Here is a 20,525-nt window from a genome sequence, read left to right on the forward strand (position 1 = left end):
AAAAGTATAACTTTGAGAGGTTTGTTTAGATCTACAGCAAAATTATCTTATGTTGATAATAATTAAAAAAGAAAAATATTAAGAAAAAGCATTATTAATAAGTCTCCCCAAGAAATGAATTACACCTACATTATTATAGATGACGATCCAGAAAGCGTTTTGAAAACGAAGGCAATTGCCAGTGAATTTTCGGAATTAAATTTTCTAGCTTCCGCTGATAATTATGCAGATGGTGTAAATCTAATTTTAGAGCATATGCCAAAACTTATCTTTTTGGAAATAGACCCCATTGACAAAAACAGTAATTTATCCTTACAATTAATCAATGGATTAATGATGTATTTGAAAGAATTACCAAAAATTGTCATTACTACCAAGAAAAAAGATTTTGCTTTCGACTGTATCAAATATGAAGTCATCGATTATTTATTGAAACCATTGTTAGTTATTGATTTTGTAAAATTGATTCATAAACTGAATAAAATAAATACAGAAGACGAAGTCGTACTTGTTCAAAATCCAAATGCCAGAGAAAAACGAAATTTAGAAAGTATAGAATCAAAAAACAGCAAAAAACCATTTATCCTATGCGTCAAATCCTATGGGGATCATAGGTACATTGATTCTGACGAGATCTGCTATTTTCAAGCGGACAATAATTCTACCGATATCCATTTAAAAAATGGCGAAATGATAACGGCTTTCAAGACACTGAAACATTTTGAAACTGTATTAACCAATCCGTTCATACGAATCCATAATAGTTATATTGTAAATCGGAATTTTATATCTAGAATTCACACTGGAAACTCATTGTGTTACATCAAGAAAACCACAATAAAGTTACCATTCTCGAAATCTTACAAAACTAATATTGATTTTATAATTAGTGAATTTGCCAATGAAAATTACATTGAAACCTAAGAAATAGTCGTTTGCCCTGAATTGCCATCCATTTACTATCAAACGAATACCTTCTACCATAAACGTCTTTTTTTGAATTGATTATTGAGTCTTCCTGTATAGTTTTACAAAAGAATTCCAACACAAACGGAATTAAAAACGTAAAAAACAACAACAGTATAAAGCCCTAAAATCATGAAAAAAGCTATCTTAACTATCGGTCTATTTACATTAGTATTGGCAACAACTTCATTCGCCTCTCCTAAAATTTCAACTTCTTCATTTGCTGATAATACCTTAATCACAGGAATTGATGGAAATGGAGGACAAGATTCTGGAGGACACAAAAAAGTAGATTATAACGGTAGTACTTCACACATTCTTTCAAAACAACAAGTAGCTGATATTGATGGAAATGGAGGACAAGATTCAGGAGGACACAAAAAGGTAGACTAATCTGAATGAATATTAAATATACAAAGGCTGTCAATTACTTGACAGCCTTTGTATATATGAAAAGTTTTAGTATTTTTGGTTCAACTCAAATCCTTCTATTGAATAGAATTTACTACATACTAATTCTTTTTTTTGCTTTTTTTTTTAGTTGTACTAAAAATAAAGTAGCAAAACAATCATCCAACGCCTCAAAAGATAGTCTTTCTACCTATCTCACTTTGGCTAATGATGACCATTTGCCGCATGTCTATAGAAAAAAATACAATCAAAAGGCATTAACAATTATTATGAATCAAAAAGACGATTCGATTAATAAAGTCAATCTCTTTAAAATTGCCAATCGTTATTACAATATGAATGATTGGAATGGTTATTTTAAAACATCAAAACTCATCTTAGAGCGTTCAAAAAGAAGCCGAGACACCGTTAATATGGCTAAAGCATTCACTTATTTAGGTGATTACTATGAAGCAAAGGCAATCTCAGACAGTGCCTATTTGAATTATTACAAGGCCGAAAAACTTTACATTAAACTCAACGATAATTATAATCTGGCTAAAACACTTTTTAGCAAAGCCAATTTACAATACACAGAAAGTGATTATTTCAATAGTGAAACAGCTGTTTTTAAAGCATTAAAAGCTATAAAAGGAGAAAAAGCAAATGATTTATTTTATGAATCCTATAATCTTTTGGGGATTTTATACAATGAAAGGGAAGAATATGATAGAGCATTAGAATACCATAATAAGGCATTGGCAAGTATAGATAACCAATCTATTCCATTAATATTTCAATATAGAGCCTCCTCGCTAAACAATATAGGCTATGTGTATTTGAATTTAAAAAATTATAAAAAAGCCAAAAGTTATTTTGAAGAAGGCCTACAACAAGAACATTTATTTATAGATAAGCCCAAGTTATATGCAATGTTATTGGATAATTCGGCTTATGCCAAATTTAAACTTAAAGAATCGGATGGACTTCCAGATCAGTTTTACGAAGCTCTTAAAATTCGAGATAGTCTCCACTTCACTTCAGGAGTAATTATCAATAAAACTCATTTGTCTGAATATTTTGCTTCCAAAAATGATACGTTAAGGGCTGTTCAATATGCCAAGCAAGCACTTATGCTTTCACGCAGCACCAATCGATTGAGAAGTATACTGGAAGCACTACAGCAAATGGAAGCCGTTGACCAAAAAAAAGCTTCTGCCTATTCTAAAGAATACATACTTATCAATGATCGCCTTCAAAAAGCAGAACGCAAAATGGGTGAAAAATTCTCGAGAATAGAATACGAAACCGATGAAATCAAAGTTGAAAACACGAATCTAGAAGGGCAAAACAGAAAGCTTTTGTTGATTTTTGGCTCTTTTGTAATCTTGGCAATATTATTATATACTATTAAATTACAAAAAATTAAGCAACGCGAGTTGCTGTTCAAACAACAACAACAACAAGCCAATGCCGAAATCTATAATCTATTAATCAATCAGCAAAACGCAATTGAAATCAATAGCATTAAAGAGAAAAAAAGAGTTGCTAGAGAATTGCATGATGGTGTACTGGGGAGAATGTTTGGTGTTCGAATCAATTTGGACAGTTTAAACAAAATCAAAGATGATTCCGGTATCGAAAGCAGACTTAATTACTTGACTGAACTCAAAAATATTGAACAAGATATCCGTGAAATTTCACATAATTTGAATAGAGAAAAATCAGAATTAATTAATAACTTCGTCGCAATAGTTGCTAATTTATTTGAAGAACAGAAAAAAACATATAATACAAAGTTTCTTGCTCATATCGACTCATCCATAAAATGGGATTTGATAGACAATACAGTAAAAATTAATATTTATCGAATTCTTCAGGAATCCCTTCAAAATTGTAATAAATATGCTAATGCTTCTAAGATAAAGGTAGAATTCAAAAAACAAAACAACAATATTGTATTAAAAATTAGTGATGATGGAGTAGGATTTAATATCAACCGAGCAAAAAAAGGGATAGGTCTCCAAAATATAAAAACGAGAACTATCGAATGTGCAGGAACGCTCGAAATAAAATCAAAAAAAGAAGAAGGAACTACCATACTAATAGTTATCCCCATTGACAAAACCCCAAAACCTACAACATAATGAAAGTTGATTCAAAAGTGGAATATTTAACTAAAAAAAACATCTTAATAGTAGATGACCATCCCTTTATAATTGACGGATACAAAAACGCCATTACCCGCTACAAACCTGATCTATACGAGTATTCATTCACACAAGGAAAAGACTGCGAGACAGGTTATAATATTATTACAAATCCAGAAAGCATGCCTTTTGACGTTGCTTTTTTAGACATCAGCATGCCTGCTTATGAAGAAAAAGAGATTCTTTCTGGTGAGGATTTGGCAAAATTAATTTTGGAATTGATGCCCAATTGCAAAATTGTTTTGCTCACGATGTACACGGAGCTACTTAAAATAAAAAACATAATCGAAACTATAAATCCTGCTGGACTAGTTATAAAAAATGATTTAACCTTTGATGAATTGCTTTTTGGTTTCGACATTATATTGAAAGATGAAATATACTACAGCCACTCCGTAATTAAAATGGCTGACCAAATTAACAATGATTTTGAAGGTATTGACCAATTTGACAAATTAATTTTATTCCATATTTCCAAAGGAACAAAAACCAAAGACATTCCCCAATACATCCCAATTTCACTTCATGCTATAGAAAGCAGAAAAGTAAATCTAAAAGAATTATTCAAAATTGAAGACGGAAGTGATATTGATTTAATTCGAGAAGCAAAAGTTAGAGGAATCATCTTTTAACTCCACCAAATAATAACAAAAAACGACACTGTGATAGTGTCGTTTTTTTATTTAAAACAATTATCTATTATTCGCTTATTGCGTCCCAACCTCTAGCCTTCAAAGGTATTTTGGTATTGGCGCGAGTTACTAGATGAATTCCTTCACTCTCTTGGGTCATGTGCCCAATGATACTAAAATTTGGATTCCCTTTTATTTTCTCAAAATCTTCCATAGCGATTGTAAAGAGCAATTCGTAATCCTCTCCTCCGTTGATAGCAACTGTTGTACTATCGATATTAAACTCTTCGCAAACATTGATAAATTGAGGATCTATAGGCAATTTATCTTCATATAGATTACAACCAACACCCGATTGTTTGCACAAATGCATAATCTCCGAAGACAATCCATCGGAAATATCAATCATAGAAGTAGGCTTTATTTCCAAAGCGTGTAATAACGTACGAACATCTTTGCGAGCTTCCGGCTTCAATTGACGCTCTATCAAATAGGTATAGGCATCCAAATCTGGTTGCGAATTAGGATTAACTTGAAACACTTGTTTCTCTCTTTCCAATACCTGCAATCCCATATAAGCAGCTCCTATATCTCCTGTAACTACCAATAAGTCGGTTTGTTTAGCTCCATTTCTATACACGATTTCGTTTTCATCGGCTTCACCAAGAGCAGTAATGCTTATGATTAATCCTTTTTGTGAAGAAGTTGTATCGCCACCAATCACATCTACTTTGTACTCTTGAGCCGCGTGGGCAATTCCTTCGTACAATTCTTCCAATGCCTCCAACGGGAAACGATTGGATACAGCTATCGAAACCGTGATTTGCGTTGGTCTTGCATTCATCGCACAAATATCCGAAACATTAACCACGACAGATTTGTAACCTAAATGCTTCAATGGCATGTAGGCCAAATCAAAATGCACACCTTCAATTAATAAATCAGTGGAAACAACTACTTTTTTCTCTTTGAAATCCAACACTGCTGCGTCGTCACCAATTCCTTTTAATGTGGAAGGCTGCGTGATTTCGAAGTTTTTTGTCAAATGGTCTATTAAGCCAAATTCTCCCAGTTGGGCTATACTCGTGCGTTGCGGGGTTTTATCTTCAATCATTTTGTCTGTTTATTGCTATTTTGGTTTTACCAAGGCTGCAAAGGTACGAAGTTGATGATTTAATAACTATAAACCGGAGTTCGATTGTTGATTTTAGAGCAGAAAGATTTGGTTTTTATTGTTGCTGCTGTTCGATATAGTCTATTTGTTCGCTTATTTCCTGTGGGATTTCTTCAAGTTGGACATCATTTATTTCTTCATAATGTCTGCCGTCTTCGTATCCTATGGAAACGCAGACGGAGAGTGTTTGCCTGGCGAGTCCTTTGAAAGTTCCTTTGATTGGGGTGCAATCATAAAAATTCCTGCCGACGGCGAGTTTTACGTGATTGTCCATAGTCCAAATATTATTGGTGGGGTCGAGTCCTAGCCAGCCTTGAGTAGGAGTGTAAATTTCGATCCAGGCATGAGTTGCTCCTTCGCCTCTTAACCCACTTTCGTTTGGACAAATATAGCCGCTTACGTATCTGGATGAGATCCCTACTGTTCTTAGAAGTTGTAGCAGTACGTGTGCAAAATCTTGACAAACGCCTTTTTTGAGCTCTAAAATTTCGTCAATTGTGGTTTCTATATTGGTGATTCCTTTTGTATAGGTAAAATTTTCGAATATGTATTGATTGCAGGCTTGCGCAATAGCTATAACGGACTTATTGTCTATATTGATAGTCGCCAAAATAGCGTCGATTTCCTTTTGCTTTTCCGTTGCTTCAGGATAACTCAGCCTTAATAAAGCTATCTTCTCCCTTTTTTCTTTCTGTAAACCTTCAACAGTTGTGTTGTCAATTTCAGGTATTTTCAGTGAATGATTAACCCGAACAGTCATTCTGGATTCGATAACCATTTCTTCATGCGCTTCCAGATTATTGAAATTAGCGACACGATTACCATAATAGTCCTGATGATATTCTACATGAGGATCGTGTGTAATCAAGAGTTGAAAATCCAGTACATCTTGATTTTTAAAATTATGAGGAAATAAACGCACTTCGTTTATGCTTTCTTTAATGGGCCAGTTGTATTGGTATTTTGTTATGTGGACGATTTTGAATATTGCCATAAGTTACTAAGTGTAGGAGAAAAATAATTTCGAGAAATCGACAGAAAACTGAGTCAGTTGTGTTTTTGTGGTTTCCAGCATTTCTTCCAGTTGTTTGTTAGTCAAGTGTTGGTAGTCGGTATAGACTACGTTGCTTTTTAATCTTCCAAATTGATAGTAAAGTGTCCTTGCTTCACTTTGTTCATTATCTTTCACAAGACAATCCAAATATTTATCAATTAAATCTAATGTAAATATTACTGAATGAGCAAAATCGTAATTAAATATAACGTGTTGCACAACTTTTCGGTTGTGCTTGATGTTGCTATAACTCTTTAGGTACAATTCGTAGCCGGATAGTGAAAGTAATAATCTTCTCCAGTACATTACGTCCTCGTTTCCATCTAGATTATAATTAATGGGAGAATAATAGGCTTGCGTCATAGATATGGTTTGTAGGCACCGTTCTATCAATTTTCCTATACTCGAAAAACTCCAACCAAGTCCTCTTGGCATGGTAACTTGTAAAATGCCGTTGTAAAGTAAGAGATCTTTATTGAGTTTGTTTACAATTTTTAAGGCATCAGAGGTTTCCAATTTTTTGGGAAGATCGGGTGAATTCATGAAATGATACAGCGAATTGATGTGTTCCCAAAGTTCTTTTGTTATTTTATCTTGGGAACCTCTGGCGTTTTCGCGTGCTTTTACAACCAAATTTTTAACCGAATTATGATTCAAACTATCACAAATAATGTATTTAAGCACAAAATTGGTATCGTATTGTACTTCGTTTATTTGATCGTGTGTTAAGTCGGTATAGTATTTTAAAAGAGGTTTGTAGCCTTGACAATCATCGGTTTCTTTGTCAAATGACAAAATGTAACTGGTATTAAGAGTTAGTAACATGCCATCAGTTCTTTCCATATATCTGTTGAGCCAGAACATTCCGTCCGCAACTCGACTTAACATATTTGCCTTCATATGATTCGATTTATAAATTGTAACTTTTTCAGTAAAATTATTTGGGCGTGACCCTATTGAGCAAAGGGACTTACTTTTAGCACCGCTTATACAGCCCCTTGGCTCAGCAGCGACGGTCTATAACGAGCGCATGACGCCTTGTTCAAATGAAATTTACTGAACTCCAATGAAAATAAATATATCGTAAAGTAATCCCTCACGCAACCCCATAAATCGACTCTCGTAGATAATTACGAGTTCACAATAATTAAAAACTGTGACCAAAACAATGCTCTATTTTAGCATTTGAAAATAATAGGTTCTACAATGGTTTCTATTATTGACTCTATAATAGGAGTTTGAGAATCCGAATAATTGTTGAGTAAAAACATCCCGTTTGTAACTCCACTTAGCATAGTTGTTTTCATTTGAATTGGTTTTTTAAAATTGAGATTAATAGTTTTTTATTTTATTGATAAATCGCTTAATTAAATTTTCGTCTGTTTCACTTTTTATTTTTTCCAAACTGAGACTGAGATGTTCTACAGTTTCAATGGGTTTTATTGCTTCCTTTTTTGAAACAATTTCAGGAATTGGTATTGAATCTAAATTTGGTATTTCAGGATCTGCTGTTATTGTTATTTTTTTTACTTCAGGTACATTTGAATTTTCTACTACTGTAGTTTTGGTTGGTTTCGCATCGTTTAAATGTTCTAAAACCATTTCGGGTAAAAAGGCAAACTTTTCGTTTTTTTCTGTGTTTAAGGCTGCTGTTTTCATTTTGATTCATTTTAAAAATTAAAATGAAATTACTTTATGATCCAAGTATCTTTGCTTCCTCCTCCTTGCGAAGAGTTGACGACCAATGAACCTTCTGTTAGTGCGACTCGAGTTAGTCCTCCAGGCACAATTTCTACTCCATTGGGTCCACATAAAGCATACGGTCTTAGATCTACATGGCGTAATTTCAATTGGCCATCTATTAAACAGGGGACGGTGCTGAGCTGAATGATAGGTTGTGCGATAAAATTTCTGGGATTGGCCAAAATGGCTATTTTACCATTTTCAAGTTCTTCTTGTGTAGCCTTATTTCCCATAATCATTCCATATCCCCCACTTCCATTAGTTTCTTTGATTACCATATTTTCCATATCGGCAAATACGAGTTCTCTTTCCTCGCTGTTTTCCATTTGGTATGTTGGAACATTTTTAAGAATTGGTTCTTCGTTAAGATAATATTTTATCATATCTGGGACATAGGCATAGACTGCTTTGTCATCGGCAACGCCATTTCCTACAGCGTTGACTAAGGCGACATTTCCGTGTCGATAGGCACTGATAAGCCCTGGTACGCCTAGTGTGCTTTCGGGTTTGAAAACTAACGGGTCGAGATACTCATCGTCCAAACGACGGTAAATAACATCCACTTGCTGTAATCCCGAAGTGGTTTTCATGTATACTCTATTATTATTGACCACCAAGTCTCTTCCCTCCACAAGTGGAATTCCCATTTGTCTGGCCAAAAAAGTATGCTCATAATAAGCCGAATTATAGACTCCCGGTGTGAGTAAAACTACGTTGGGATTGGATACATTTCGTGGGGATAATGAAACCAATATGTTGTGAAATATCATCGGATAGCTTCCTACCATACTTACTTTATTAGAGGTAAGCATATCAGGAAAAATTCGCTTGGTAATTTCACGGTTTTCCAACATGTAACTCACACCGCTGGGACATCGTAGGTTGTCTTCAAGTACGTAAAATTCTCCCTTTGTCCCTCTTATTAAATCAATTCCTGCAATATGCACATGAATACTATGCGGGACTTTTATCCCGTGAACTTCTTGTATATAATGAGGGCAAGATGCTATTAATGAAGCGGGAATTATACCATCTTTTATAATGTGTTGTCCATTATAAACATCTTCCAGAAATAAATTAAGGGCTTTTAATCGTTGTTTGATTCCTGTTTCCACTTCGCTCCATTCGGCTTTTGTGATTATTCTGGGAATGATGTCAAACGGAAAAATTCTTTCTATTCCTTGATTGTTGTCACTATAAACTGTAAATGTTATACCTTGATTCATGAACAAATCCGATGCCTGAATTTGTTTGTCGTTTAGATTTTCCGGATTTAGATTTTGTAACGTTTGAAGGACCTGAGCATAAGAATCTCTAACGCCTTCATTCGAGAACATTTCGTCCCACCCTTTTGGGTTCAGCTGTGGCATCAATTCCATCATATTCATCAGTATTAAATAATTAATATCCTGGCACAATATGGCTTTTTGGGCCGTGTTTAGGACTAAATTATTAAATTATTATCACTGAAATTTACATTGATGTGATTATTTTGTAATTTATATCATTTTCTTTTTTAGCTAATCTTTTTTTGATAAATCCAATTTTTTTGATTGTATTTTTTTTTGATTTCGCATTCGCTAAATTGATTTTTTACTCACAGCTAATTGATAGTGGGTGTTTTATAGTTTGTGTAAATGTTATTAAAGAAGAAAACATTTAGATTACACGATTATCTTTTGATGAAAGAAATAATGTCATAATCTGTTTCAGTTGTTGAGTCATTAACAAATAAAGAACAATAAGTTTTTTTTGCAAAAAAAAAGACCATCATTGCTGATGGTCTTTTAATAATGCTATTTCAAAAGCAGCTATTTTGACTTTATTTTTTATTCAGATTATTGTTTTTTCTGGTTCAAATGAGCATTTAAAAAAGCTAAAACTTTATTTTTAATATCTTCTGATCTAAACAATTCTCCGCCATGTTGACCACCTTGTACAATTACAAATTCACTTTGAACATTTGCAAGCTTTAAATAGGAATCTAATAGTTTTGATAATGTAATAGGTACAGTTGTGTCTTTATCACCATGGAAAATCAGAAATGGAGGGTCTGCTTTGTCAATATAAGAGGTGGGGCTTGCAAATTTAGCCAAGTCAGGTCTAGCTAATGGTTGAGCTCCAAGAAGTCCTGTCGATGTGGTTTTGTGTTCTCCTTCGTCCAAAGGCATACTACCAATTCTGGCTATGAAATCAGATGGACCATAAAAATCAATTACTCCCCTTATTTTGAAATGTGGTTTTTGATTTTTATAATAAAAAGCGTTAACAGCATTGTTGTTTGAAGTAGCAATCAATGAAGCTAAATGTCCGCCAGCTGAGAAGCCAATAACAGCAATTTTGTTTTTGTTCAAATTGTATTTTAAAGAGTTGTTATAAAGGTAATTTACAGCTTGGTTGCAATCTTGTATTTGGGCAGGAAAAATGTCGGTTGTGCTAAAACGATATGCAATGGAAGCCACTGCAAACCCATTGTCTAAAATCGCTTTTAGAGTGGATTTCATATTCTCCATATCTCCAAATTTGTCTCCACCTTTCCATCCTCCGCCATGAATCCATACCACAAGCGGCAGTGAATTCCCAATATGTTTTGGAATGTATAAATCTAAGGTATGATTTTTCAGAGTATCTGAAGCATAAGGGATATTTGATTGAACAAGGGTTCCCTCGGGTATTGCATCTTTTATTTTGGAAGGCATCTGAGCATGTAGTGCATTTCCATAAATAAATAGAAGCAAACAAAATGTATAAATTTTTCTCGTTTTCATTATTAACTATTTGGCATAGCAATTTAACGATTAATTATGCAAACATCAAGGGAGAATTTTAATTTGTCTTTTATTGCTTTTGGAGGAGTCCAAAACGAGGATTATGTGAAGACTTGGGTTTTAAGCAAAAAAAAAAAGACCATCATTGCTGATAGTCTTTTTATTAAGCTCCCCCTCTTGGGCTCGAACCAAGGACCCTCTGATTAACAGTCAGATGCTCTAACCAACTGAGCTAAGGAGGAATCACCTTAAAGGTAGTATGTTTGCTAAAAAAAGTTTGCTCCCCCTCTTGGGCTCGAACCAAGGACCCTCTGATTAACAGTCAGATGCTCTAACCAACTGAGCTAAGGAGGAAGTTGTTGCTCTTTTTAGCGAGTGCAAATATAGGATTAAATTTAAATGTAGCAAACAAAAAAAGCAAAAATAACATTCTTTTTTATTTGCCTACAATCGCTTTATAAATATCGTTTCCATTCGCAAAAAGCAATAGGCTGATAAGTAATACAAAACCAACCATTTGGGCGTTCTCTAAGAATTTGTCGCTTGGTTTCTTACCGCTAACAATTTCAAACAATAAAAACATTACATGACCACCATCAAGTGCTGGAATAGGTAATAAATTCATCACACCAAGCATAATTGATAATATGGCAGTAATGCTCCAGAAAACCTCCCAACTCCAAGAACTAGGAAAAATATTATAAATAGCATGAAAACCTCCCACTTGCTTGTATGCTTTGGTTTCTGGATTGAAAATCATTTTTAATTGTTTACCATACCCAACAAGTTGGTCTTTTCCTTTTACTATTCCAAAAGGAATCGATTCCATGAAACTGTACTTTTGATGTGTAATTTTGTAGTAACCTAGTTTCTCTAAAGAATCAAGACCTAAACCACCAAGTTGAACACCAAGTTTACCTTCATTATTAACTTTCAGGTTTAATGCTACTTGTTTTTGATCTCTTAAAACTATTGCTGTAATGCTTTTGTTCTTGTTGCTTTCTAAAATTACTTTGGCTTGATCAAGATATTTTGTAGTTTGCCCATTTAGAGACAAAAGAATATCCTTCGCTTTAAGATCTTTGTTTAAAGATTCATCAGCAACATTTCCAATTACAAATGGAATTCTGATAGTTGTCAACGGCTCTTTTTCAACTTTAGATAATTGATCCACAAAATCGCTTGGCATTTTAATATTCTGTTCAACACCATTTCTTTCAATCACAACATCTTTGGCTAATATGATTTTACCATTAATTTCCTTGTCAAAACGTATGATTTTTTCACCGTCAACAGCAACGACTTTGTCGCCAGATTTAAATCCAGCATTAATCATCGCTTGGTTTTCTATCAAAACACCATCTTTCATATCGGCATTTGCAATATAAGAATCTCCGTAAGCGTAAGCCATACCAATATATATGATGAAAGCCAATATAAAATTTACGGTTACTCCGCCTAACATAATAATTAAACGTTGCCAAGCTGGTTTGGATCTGAATTCCCAAGGTTGAGGAGGTAAAGCCATTTGCTCCTTGTCCATGCTTTCGTCAATCATACCAGAAATTTTTACATAACCACCAAGAGGTAACCAGCCAATTCCATATTCGGTTTCGCCAATTTTCTTTTTTAGAAGGGAATATTTGACATCAAAAAATAAATAAAATTTCTCGACTCTGGTTTTGAATAATTTTGCAGGAATGAAATGTCCTAATTCGTGAAGTATAATAAGTAATGATAAGCTCAATAAAAATTGAGAAAGCTTGATAACTATTTCCATTTTTTAATTTTCGGTTCTTTAATGACGGACAAAAGTACTATTTTCTATTTTATTATTTACGCTATATTTTTTTGGATCGTTTTAAATGTTTGTTAATTAATGCATTTTTCATTTTTATTTTAAAGTTAGTGCAATAACTTTACTACATAAAAATCTTGTTTTAACGCAATTTGGCTTAAAACATTAATATACTTGAATTTATGTCTTCACAATTATTTTCTCCTTTACAAATAAAAAGCATTACACTCAAAAATAGAATCACAATTTCTCCTATGTGTCAATATTCGGCTGAAGATGGCTTTGCCAATGATTGGCATTTGGTACATCTTGGTAGTCGCGCTACGGGTGGTTCTGGTTTAATCATTCAAGAGGCGACAGCCGTTTCACCAGAAGGAAGGATTTCTCCAGCCGATTTAGGTTTGTGGAGCGACGACCACATTAAAAAATTGCAGTCCATTACTAAGTTTATCATTAACCAAGGTTCGGTTCCTGGAATACAATTGGCTCACGCTGGCAGAAAAGCGAGTGTTTCTTCACCTTGGTATGGCAATAAAAAATTGACTCAAAATCAAGGTGGTTGGGAAACTGTTGCACCAAGTGCGATTGCTTATCACGATGAAGAGCAAGTCCCAACAGCATTAGATAAAGCTGGAATTCAAAAAGTAATTACCGATTTTAAATTGGCAACCCGAAGAGCTGAGCAGGCAGGCTATCAAGTGCTTGAAATTCATGCAGCACATGGTTATTTATTGCACCAATTTCTATCACCTTTGTCCAATTCGAGAACGGATGAATATGGTGGTTCTTTTGAAAACAGAATACGATTGCTTCTAGAAGTTCTCAAAGCGGTTCAGTCAGAATGGTCGAAAGAGTTTCCTTTAATGGTAAGAATTTCAGCTACAGACTGGGCTGATGGTGGTTGGAATGCTGAAGAATCAGTGCAACTTTCCAAAATTTTAAAAGAGAAAGGAGTCGATTTAATTGATGTTTCTTCAGGCGGATTGGTGTCTCATCAGCAAATTCCTTTAGGACCAAATTATCAGGTTCATTTTGCAGAAAAAATTAAAAAAGAAACAGGAGTTTTGACAGGAGCAGTTGGTTTAATTACCACTTCTCAACAGGCCGAAGCGATTGTAGCAAGTGGGAGAGCTGACCTTGTTTTGTTCGCTAGAGAGTCGCTTAGAAATCCAAGTTTAGGATTGACTTTTGCGCAGGAATTGGGTGTAGATGTTCAATGGCCAAAGCAATATGACAGAGCTAAATTGAGATAAATTATTGTTTAAATGATATTACTACAGGGTTTTTTAAAACCTTGTAGGATTGTAAATCACACAAAATAATGCAAAAAATAAAAACAGCACTACTGTCTTATGGAATGTCTGGAAAAGTTTTCCACGCTCCTTTTTTAGAATTTCATGAAGGATTTGAATTGGTTGGTTCTTGGGAAAGAAGTAAGCAATTAATTCAATTGGATTATCCAAATGTAAAAAGTTATACAACTATTGAGGAATTGCTTCAGGATGATGTTGATTTGGTAATTGTAAATACTCCTGTCGGAACTCATTTTGAATATGCCAAACAAGTTTTGCTTGCAGGAAAACATGCTGTGGTAGAAAAGGCTTTTACCACGACTGTTGCCGAAGCTCAAGAATTAGTGAATTTAGCCAAAGAAAAAGGATTGAAACTTTCGGTTTTCCAGAATCGAAGATGGGACAGCGATCTTAAAACGGTGCAAAAGGTTCTTAACGATAAAGCACTAGGGGAATTGGTGGAAGCCGAATTTCATTTTGACCGTTACAATCCACTTTTGAGTCCAAAGGGACATAAAGAAACCGCCAATTCGGGTGCTGGGATTCTAAAGGATTTAGGACCGCATTTAATTGACCAAGCTTTGTTTTTATTTGGGTTTCCCCAAAGTGTTTTTGCCGATATTAGAGTAACGCGTGAGCATTCTTTGGTAGATGATTGGATTGATATTTTGCTTTATTATCAAGATTTTAGAGTGCGATTGAAAGCTGGTTTTTTTGTTAGAGAAGCAAATCCTGCGTATGTTATTCACGGAAAAAAAGGTTCTTTTCTAAAACCTCGAGGCGATGTGCAGGAAGATGAATTAAAACTAGGAAAGAAACCAAATGGTACCACTTGGGGAACAGAAGCTCCGGGTTACGAAGGATTGTTGCATACGGTTGTCGATGATAAAATTATAAAAGATAAAATCCCAACATTACAGGGTAATTATTATGATTTTTTTGAAGGTGTTTATCAATCAATTATTAATGAAGCCAAGGAACCGGTTACGGCTAAAGAAGGTTTGCAAGTGATGCAAATCATTGAAGCTGCTATAGAAAGTAATGCCCAAGGAAAAGTCATTATGTTGTAATGAATGATGTTTTTTAGCACTCAATATCTCGTTTTGCAGTTTGGGTGAGGGATAAAAGCTGGCTACCGAAGTAGCGCGGATAGCCCGACAGCAGATTGAAAAAAGGGCGATGACGACAAAGTATATAGCCATTTTTCTATCTAGTGGCACACTCAAATGAACTTAAACGGAATTGACGAAGCAAAAGATTATCGTTTCATACTAAAATGTGATTTGAAGACTTGTGCTACACCGTCTTGAGTATAAAAAACCTGGAACCAATAATCGGTGGAGGGAAGCGGGTGGCCATTGTAATTACCATCCCAACCAGGTTCGGAAGGTTTGAGCTCTTTTAGAAATTTACCGTAGCGGTCGAAGATATTTATAATGGCATCGGGCTGAAAAGAGAGATCGGTTATATTCCAAGTGTCATGGGTTCCATCGTTGTTTGGGGTAAAATATTTAGGATATTTGAGCACATTGGCAATCAAAACTCGGTTGTCGCAATTCCCTTTGGTGTCTTTTACAGTAATGATGTGCTGTCCAGAATTGACATTGGAAAAAACATTACTGGTTTGAAAATTGCCGTCATCCATTTGGTATTCATAAATTCCGAATCCATTGGTCACAGTTACGATAATATCAATACTATCTTCAAAAGCATCGGTCACCGTTAAGGTTGCTATCGCTGGACTGGATTTTTCGACAGTAACCGTGGCTTGATTGTAACCGCAATCGTCGCCAACATTCGGAGTGTTCTTAGTACTTACGATGGTATAAATTCCTTCTTGAACGGCCGTATAATCAGCCCCTGTACTTATTTTGTTACCATTCAAAAACCAATCAATGGTATAAATATTTGGATTCAGTCCAGAATTCAGTTGTGCAGAATTGATTAGTGCTCCCGTTTGGTAATCGACGCAGATAACTCCGCTTTTTAGTGGCAAATCTTTTAACGGATAAATGGTAATGTCAAAATCATCTTGAGAAGCACAACTGAAATTTTCTGGTGCAGGAGCATAGATATACATCTTTTGGCTGGTGTTGATTTGTTGGCCTGCCAAATAATTCGTTCCTGTCGCATCTGGCCCGCTATAATAATCTCCTTTTGATAATGGAGGTAAGGTATAGCTTTGGCAAATGGCAACATCTGGAGTGCTTACCAATACTGGCGCTATAGAAATGGTAATCGAAAAACGCTGCTCGCTTGTACAGGTCAATCTATTCCCAACAATAGCATAAACATAAATAGTCTGCGAGGTTGTCAAGACGGTTCCCGCAGGAATAACGGTTCCTGCCCCTCTGGGTTGTGTGTAATATTTGCCTAATTGTAATGGCGGTAGAGTGTAGCTGTCACAAACATTTATGTCTTCAAAAGTACCAACATCAATTCCATTGGCATTAACCTTAAAGAAAGATTCATTACTGCATTTGGTAAAATCAGCCCATTCATTATAGATATAAATAGTTTGTGTAGTTGTTATGACCGTTCCTTCAGTAAGTAGATTTCCTAAACCGTGAGGTCCTCCTGTTGCGGTATAATAAGCTCCATCTTTTAATTTCGGTAATTTAAAATCGGTGCAGGTAACCACATCTGTAAAACTATCAACTGGTGGTAGTTCTCTGATTTCGACTATAAAACTATGCTCATTGTTACATTCTGTTCCCATGGCATAAACATAAATCGTCTGAGTTGCAGTGATTACGTCGCCAGCTTTTAGTGGAAGTCCTCCTCCATTGACTTCAGTAAAATAATTACCATTCACCAAAGGCGGCAATGTATAACTTTGACATTCCAACCTATCAATTGGTGTATCCACCAATGGCAAGGGCTTTATGGTAATTTCATATTTTAGGTCATCGGTGCAATTGGGAGAAGTTGTGGTGGCAACATAATAATAGACCGTTTGCGAATTGGTAATAACCGTTCCAGCAGGAATGCTTTGACCCTGACCACTCGGACTGCTATAATAACCCCCTATGGGAACTGCTGGTAAAGTAAAGCTTCCGCACTCTGAAATGGGAATGAAGTCCGAAGAATTAACAATATCAATTCTGAAGGAATTCTCATTGGTACACCTTCCATCATTTGCAAAAACAAAAAGCGTTTGGCTCGAAGTTATGACATCTCCAGTATTCAAAGCAATTCCCAAACCTCCAGATAAGGCATAATAGTTCCCGTTCGCCAAAGGCGGCAATGTATAGGAATCGCAAGTCACCACATTACTAGGCTTATCCACCAAAGGCAAGGGATAAACGTCAAAAGGCACAGGCTCGTCACGACAAACCACCCCATCGATTGACGCAAAATAGTAAATGGTTTGGCTAGTCGTGTATGATGTTCCTGGTGAAATAACACTTCCTCCGCCACCTGTTGCCGTATAAAAAGCTCCAAAAACTACGGGAGGAACTTTGTATTCGCCACAGGCTTCTTTAGGGAAATCAATTTCGTAAACAAAGGTTAGCTTAAAGGAATTTTCATTGGTACAACTATTCGTTGCGGTTGGACCGCTGTAAATGTAATAGGTTCCCGTTTTGGTGATAACATCTCCTGCGTTCAATTCAATTCCTGTTCCATTCGAACCCGTATAATAATTACCATTCGTAATTACCGGCAATGTATAGCTGTTGCAGGCAATCACGTCTGCAATGTCATCTACCGCCGGAAGCGAATAGACGATTATATTAAAATTGACAGTCTTATAACAAACCGAGCTCGAAACATTTTCTATCCGCACCCAAATAGTCTGCGGTGATTGGGATAAGGAAGTAATGAACGTTGATGGATTTGCTATGCTATTCGTACTGGTGTTGGCTTCAGCTTGGCTAGTATAAAAACTAATTTTATAATCCGCAGGATTTAATCCGTTCAGAATTGGACTTTCTTGAACTGTCAAATCAACGGTCACTCTTCCAAAATTGGTATCACAAAAACTCAAATCTGGAGGTTTAACAACATTGATTGGAGCTGTAACCAGCAAATCAAACGAAAGCAAATTATTGCAAAATGTATTTCTGTTGTAAACGTGCACCGCTTTTATGTATATCGTTTGGTTGCCTGCGCTAGTAAAAGAGAGCAATTGATTATCTAGTATCGTAGGTCCATTTGCATTAGCAGCTGCCAAAGAATCAAAATATTCAAGAGTATATTCCGCCGGACTCAGACCCAAGGTAATTAGGTTATTCTGTGTCAAGTCATATTGATAAGTCGGGTTTCCGTTATAGCAAGCTATTAGGTTTTTGGGAGGTTTAATAACCAAATCGGTAATCACCACCTCATCTTTTATGACACAACCCGAAAGTGTTGCCGTAACACCATAAGTACCTGCCTTATTGAGTGCCAAAGAAGCGCTCGTTTCCCCTGGAATTTCAGCTCCATTGAAGGTCCAAACGTATGCGTAATTCCCAACAAGCCCTGATTGGAGAACGATTCTTTCGCCTTCGCAAATAGTTTTATCGGGGCCTAAATTCAAGGTAGTCATAAAACTGCCCCCTTTTATGAAAACTGCCGAATCATAACTACTGTCATTGTAATCTCCGATAGCCAGTTTTATACTGTAAGTCCGATTTGGAATCACGGTTGACGATGCTGTCAAAACTTTGGTCTCCCCTCTCATATTTATAGCAGATTCCCCAGGATTGTTTACATTATAATTGTTAAACAAATTGGCATTCGCAGATAAACAGGAGGAATTGTATTGTTCATCTCTAATATCCTTAACTGAAACAGGCGTGCTTGTTCCTGGAACTACAGCAAGATTTTTTGAGACTCCTGTGGTTAAATCGGTTAATATAAATGCAAAAACATCACTAAAACCGCACTGAAATTCTCCATACTCATTAGAAGCAAAAAGAAAATCAAAACTAAAATTACTTGACAAAGGAGTAAAATCAAACTGAAGATAACTCACATCAGTAATAGGAACAATTTGTCCATTACTATCGCTTATAGCTTGTAAATCTGGATCATTTGCAGTATTCAATTGACTGCTTTCATTGACACCTGTATAAATTCCTTCAGTATGTTTTGCAATTCCGTTCCGAATAATGATTCCGTCTGAAATAGGAAAATTGGGATTGGTGTTGGTAAATTTACCGATTCCTTGGTGTGATGAATATTTGAAATTGCTTTCATTGGCACAGGCATTTTGCATTAACTCTTCCCGAACCAGTTCTGGTATGCCCAAAGATGTAGTATCGACTAGAATCCCCTGTGAAAAAGATATAGTCGAATAAAGTAATAAAAGTAGAAATAGAGGCGTTCTCATAATTCTTATTTTATTAATTTGGGGTGATTAAAGATACAAATGATTTTATTTTTAACGTGATGAATTTCAGTATTTTACACTGTTAAAGTCATTTGCAATTAATTATTGTACAAGATCAATTATCGGTTCTAATTTTAGTAAATTGCAGATATAGTCTTAACGCCATATAACACAAAACAAAAGATGAACTCATTCGATATTGTTACCCTTACTGTAAATCCAGCTTTGGACAAAAGCACCCATTTTAAAGGTTTAGTAGCCGAACAAAAAATACGTTGTGAAGAACCTAGATTTGATGCTGGTGGCGGTGGAATCAATGTTTCCAAAGCTATTTCTCGTTTGGGTGGGTCATCGTTAGCGGTATTTACTTCAGGTGGTCCATCAGGAAAAGTGTTGGAAGATTTGGTTGCTAAAGAAGCGATCGCTTTTGAAGCTATTCCTATCCAAACTTGGACAAGAGAGAGTTTTGTGGCTGTAGACAGCAATACTAATTCACAATATCGTTTCGGTTTTACCGGAGGAGAAATCACCGATGAAGAGGAAAAAGCAGTTCTTGAGGCAGTAGCTAACTTAAAACCTAAATTTTTGGTAGCCAGCGGTAGTCTAAACGAAGGTTTAACTCCTGATTTTTATCAAAAAGTTGCAGAAATCGCCAAAAAATTAAATTCAAAATTAATAGTTGACACTTCTGGGGAAGCCTTGAAAAAAGTGTTGGAAACAGGTGCTTACCTCATCAAGCCAAATGTTGGAGAACTTGCAAAATTGATTGGTGTTGAACGATTGGAAATGGAAGAAGTCAATGAAGCTGCCAAACAAATCATTGCCAAAGGCGGAGCCGAAATTGTAGTTGTCTCACTTGGACCGCAAGGAGCAGTTCTAGTTACGAAAGATAGTTATGAGTTTGTACCTGCCCCCAATGTTGCCAAAAGAAGTACCGTTGGTGCCGGAGACAGCATGGTCGGCGGAATGGTTTGGGCTCTTTCGCAAAATAAAAGCCTGAAAGAAGTCATCCGTTGGGGCGTGGCCTGTGGTTCTGCCGCCACAATGAACGAAGGAACACAATTGTTTAAAGGTGCCGATGCGCAACGGTTGTTTGATTGGTTGAAGGATAAATAGAATTTGTTGTTGAAGTACGTTGCGTAGAGACGCACTGCCGTGCGTCTCTCTGTAATCTGTAATGT

The 20,525-nt window shown here is 35.7% G+C and carries 16 protein-coding genes and 2 tRNA genes; 7 read left to right on the top strand and 11 right to left on the bottom strand.

Going from position 1 to position 20,525, the window contains the following annotated elements:
* Positions 1-114: 114 nt before the first annotated feature.
* The 4 genes from J2W95_RS07520 (at position 115) to J2W95_RS07535 (ending at position 4,198) form a co-directional block, all read left to right on the top strand.
* Complete coding sequence (locus J2W95_RS07520) at positions 115-924, top strand: LytR/AlgR family response regulator transcription factor (protein ID WP_310005570.1); 810 nt, start codon at positions 115-117, stop codon at positions 922-924.
* A 174-nt stretch (positions 925-1,098) separates the two neighbouring features.
* Positions 1,099-1,359 (top strand): hypothetical protein, encoded by a 261-nt coding sequence (locus tag J2W95_RS07525; protein WP_310005572.1) that lies wholly within the window; start codon positions 1,099-1,101, stop codon positions 1,357-1,359.
* 98 nt (positions 1,360-1,457) lie between these two features.
* Entirely contained in the window at positions 1,458-3,503 is a 2,046-nt protein-coding gene (locus J2W95_RS07530) for a tetratricopeptide repeat-containing sensor histidine kinase (RefSeq protein ID WP_310005573.1), read from the top strand.
* Positions 3,503-4,198 (top strand): response regulator, encoded by a 696-nt coding sequence (locus tag J2W95_RS07535; protein ID WP_310005575.1) that lies wholly within the window; start codon positions 3,503-3,505, stop codon positions 4,196-4,198. The genes J2W95_RS07530 and J2W95_RS07535 overlap by 1 nt, the downstream gene beginning before the upstream one ends.
* Positions 4,199-4,265: 67 nt before the next feature.
* Here J2W95_RS07535 and thiL read toward each other — a convergent pair whose 3' ends face one another.
* From thiL to rseP, 10 genes are all read right to left on the bottom strand, one after another.
* Positions 4,266-5,312 carry a thiamine-phosphate kinase gene (thiL, locus tag J2W95_RS07540; RefSeq protein ID WP_310005577.1) on the bottom strand — a complete coding sequence of 349 codons (1,047 nt, stop codon included), beginning with the start codon at positions 5,310-5,312 and terminating at the stop codon, positions 4,266-4,268.
* Positions 5,313-5,427: 115 nt separating this feature from the next.
* Positions 5,428-6,366: a transglutaminase family protein gene (locus J2W95_RS07545; protein ID WP_310005579.1), complete on the bottom strand. Its 939-nt coding sequence runs from the start codon at positions 6,364-6,366 to the stop codon at positions 5,428-5,430.
* 6 nt (positions 6,367-6,372) lie between these two features.
* A complete protein-coding gene (locus J2W95_RS07550; protein WP_310005581.1) occupies positions 6,373-7,326 on the bottom strand; it encodes an alpha-E domain-containing protein in 954 nt (317 codons plus the stop codon).
* A gap of 278 nt (positions 7,327-7,604) precedes the next feature.
* Positions 7,605-7,733 carry a hypothetical protein gene (locus tag J2W95_RS07555; protein WP_310005582.1) on the bottom strand — a complete coding sequence of 43 codons (129 nt, stop codon included), beginning with the start codon at positions 7,731-7,733 and terminating at the stop codon, positions 7,605-7,607.
* Positions 7,734-7,758: 25 nt separating this feature from the next.
* Complete coding sequence (locus tag J2W95_RS07560; protein WP_310005584.1) at positions 7,759-8,085, bottom strand: hypothetical protein; 327 nt, start codon at positions 8,083-8,085, stop codon at positions 7,759-7,761.
* Positions 8,086-8,114: 29 nt separating this feature from the next.
* Positions 8,115-9,551 (bottom strand): circularly permuted type 2 ATP-grasp protein, encoded by a 1,437-nt coding sequence (locus tag J2W95_RS07565; protein ID WP_409025123.1) that lies wholly within the window; start codon positions 9,549-9,551, stop codon positions 8,115-8,117.
* A gap of 456 nt (positions 9,552-10,007) precedes the next feature.
* Positions 10,008-10,937 carry an alpha/beta hydrolase gene (locus J2W95_RS07570; protein WP_310005587.1) on the bottom strand — a complete coding sequence of 310 codons (930 nt, stop codon included), beginning with the start codon at positions 10,935-10,937 and terminating at the stop codon, positions 10,008-10,010.
* 168 nt (positions 10,938-11,105) lie between these two features.
* A tRNA-Asn gene (locus J2W95_RS07575) sits at positions 11,106-11,179 on the bottom strand.
* A gap of 38 nt (positions 11,180-11,217) precedes the next feature.
* Positions 11,218-11,291: transfer RNA gene (locus J2W95_RS07580), tRNA-Asn, on the bottom strand.
* A gap of 82 nt (positions 11,292-11,373) precedes the next feature.
* The gene (rseP, locus tag J2W95_RS07585; protein WP_310005588.1) at positions 11,374-12,717 is read right to left on the bottom strand and encodes an RIP metalloprotease RseP; all 1,344 of its coding nucleotides are present in this window, start codon (positions 12,715-12,717) and stop codon (positions 11,374-11,376) included.
* 200 nt (positions 12,718-12,917) lie between these two features.
* Between rseP and J2W95_RS07590 the strand changes: the two genes are divergently transcribed.
* Positions 12,918-13,988, top strand: coding sequence for an NADH:flavin oxidoreductase/NADH oxidase (locus tag J2W95_RS07590; RefSeq protein ID WP_310005590.1), 1,071 nt, complete (start codon positions 12,918-12,920; stop codon positions 13,986-13,988).
* Between the two features lie 68 nt (positions 13,989-14,056).
* Complete coding sequence (locus tag J2W95_RS07595; protein WP_310005591.1) at positions 14,057-15,097, top strand: Gfo/Idh/MocA family oxidoreductase; 1,041 nt, start codon at positions 14,057-14,059, stop codon at positions 15,095-15,097.
* 188 nt (positions 15,098-15,285) lie between these two features.
* Here the strand turns inward: J2W95_RS07595 and J2W95_RS07600 are convergent, their stop codons facing one another.
* Positions 15,286-19,344, bottom strand: a complete 4,059-nt coding sequence (locus J2W95_RS07600) for a choice-of-anchor L domain-containing protein (protein ID WP_310005593.1) — start codon at positions 19,342-19,344, stop codon at positions 15,286-15,288.
* A gap of 183 nt (positions 19,345-19,527) precedes the next feature.
* Here J2W95_RS07600 and J2W95_RS07605 point away from each other — a divergent pair, with 183 nt between their 5' ends.
* Positions 19,528-20,460, top strand: coding sequence for a 1-phosphofructokinase family hexose kinase (locus tag J2W95_RS07605; RefSeq protein ID WP_310005595.1), 933 nt, complete (start codon positions 19,528-19,530; stop codon positions 20,458-20,460).
* Positions 20,461-20,525: the final 65 nt, after the last annotated feature.

The organism is Flavobacterium granuli, assembly GCF_031456055.1.
In the GTDB taxonomy this organism is placed as follows: domain Bacteria; phylum Bacteroidota; class Bacteroidia; order Flavobacteriales; family Flavobacteriaceae; genus Flavobacterium; species Flavobacterium granuli_A.

What these genes read in the sequence shown, in the direction of transcription:
- J2W95_RS07520 (WP_310005570.1), top strand. Translation starts at nt 115, where the DNA reads ATGAATTACACCTACATTATTATAGATGACGATCCAGAAAGCGTTTTG.
- J2W95_RS07525 (WP_310005572.1), top strand. Translation starts at nt 1,099, where the DNA reads ATGAAAAAAGCTATCTTAACTATCGGTCTATTTACATTAGTATTGGCA.
- J2W95_RS07535 (WP_310005575.1), top strand. Translation starts at nt 3,503, where the DNA reads ATGAAAGTTGATTCAAAAGTGGAATATTTAACTAAAAAAAACATCTTA.
- thiL (WP_310005577.1), bottom strand. Translation starts at nt 5,312, where the DNA reads ATGATTGAAGATAAAACCCCGCAACGCACGAGTATAGCCCAACTGGGA.
- J2W95_RS07545 (WP_310005579.1), bottom strand. Translation starts at nt 6,366, where the DNA reads ATGGCAATATTCAAAATCGTCCACATAACAAAATACCAATACAACTGG.
- J2W95_RS07550 (WP_310005581.1), bottom strand. Translation starts at nt 7,326, where the DNA reads ATGAAGGCAAATATGTTAAGTCGAGTTGCGGACGGAATGTTCTGGCTC.
- J2W95_RS07555 (WP_310005582.1), bottom strand. Translation starts at nt 7,733, where the DNA reads ATGAAAACAACTATGCTAAGTGGAGTTACAAACGGGATGTTTTTACTC.
- J2W95_RS07560 (WP_310005584.1), bottom strand. Translation starts at nt 8,085, where the DNA reads ATGAAAACAGCAGCCTTAAACACAGAAAAAAACGAAAAGTTTGCCTTT.
- J2W95_RS07565 (WP_409025123.1), bottom strand. Translation starts at nt 9,551, where the DNA reads ATGATGGAATTGATGCCACAGCTGAACCCAAAAGGGTGGGACGAAATG.
- J2W95_RS07570 (WP_310005587.1), bottom strand. Translation starts at nt 10,937, where the DNA reads ATGAAAACGAGAAAAATTTATACATTTTGTTTGCTTCTATTTATTTAT.
- rseP (WP_310005588.1), bottom strand. Translation starts at nt 12,717, where the DNA reads ATGGAAATAGTTATCAAGCTTTCTCAATTTTTATTGAGCTTATCATTA.
- J2W95_RS07590 (WP_310005590.1), top strand. Translation starts at nt 12,918, where the DNA reads ATGTCTTCACAATTATTTTCTCCTTTACAAATAAAAAGCATTACACTC.
- J2W95_RS07595 (WP_310005591.1), top strand. Translation starts at nt 14,057, where the DNA reads ATGCAAAAAATAAAAACAGCACTACTGTCTTATGGAATGTCTGGAAAA.
- J2W95_RS07600 (WP_310005593.1), bottom strand. Translation starts at nt 19,344, where the DNA reads ATGAGAACGCCTCTATTTCTACTTTTATTACTTTATTCGACTATATCT.
- J2W95_RS07605 (WP_310005595.1), top strand. Translation starts at nt 19,528, where the DNA reads ATGAACTCATTCGATATTGTTACCCTTACTGTAAATCCAGCTTTGGAC.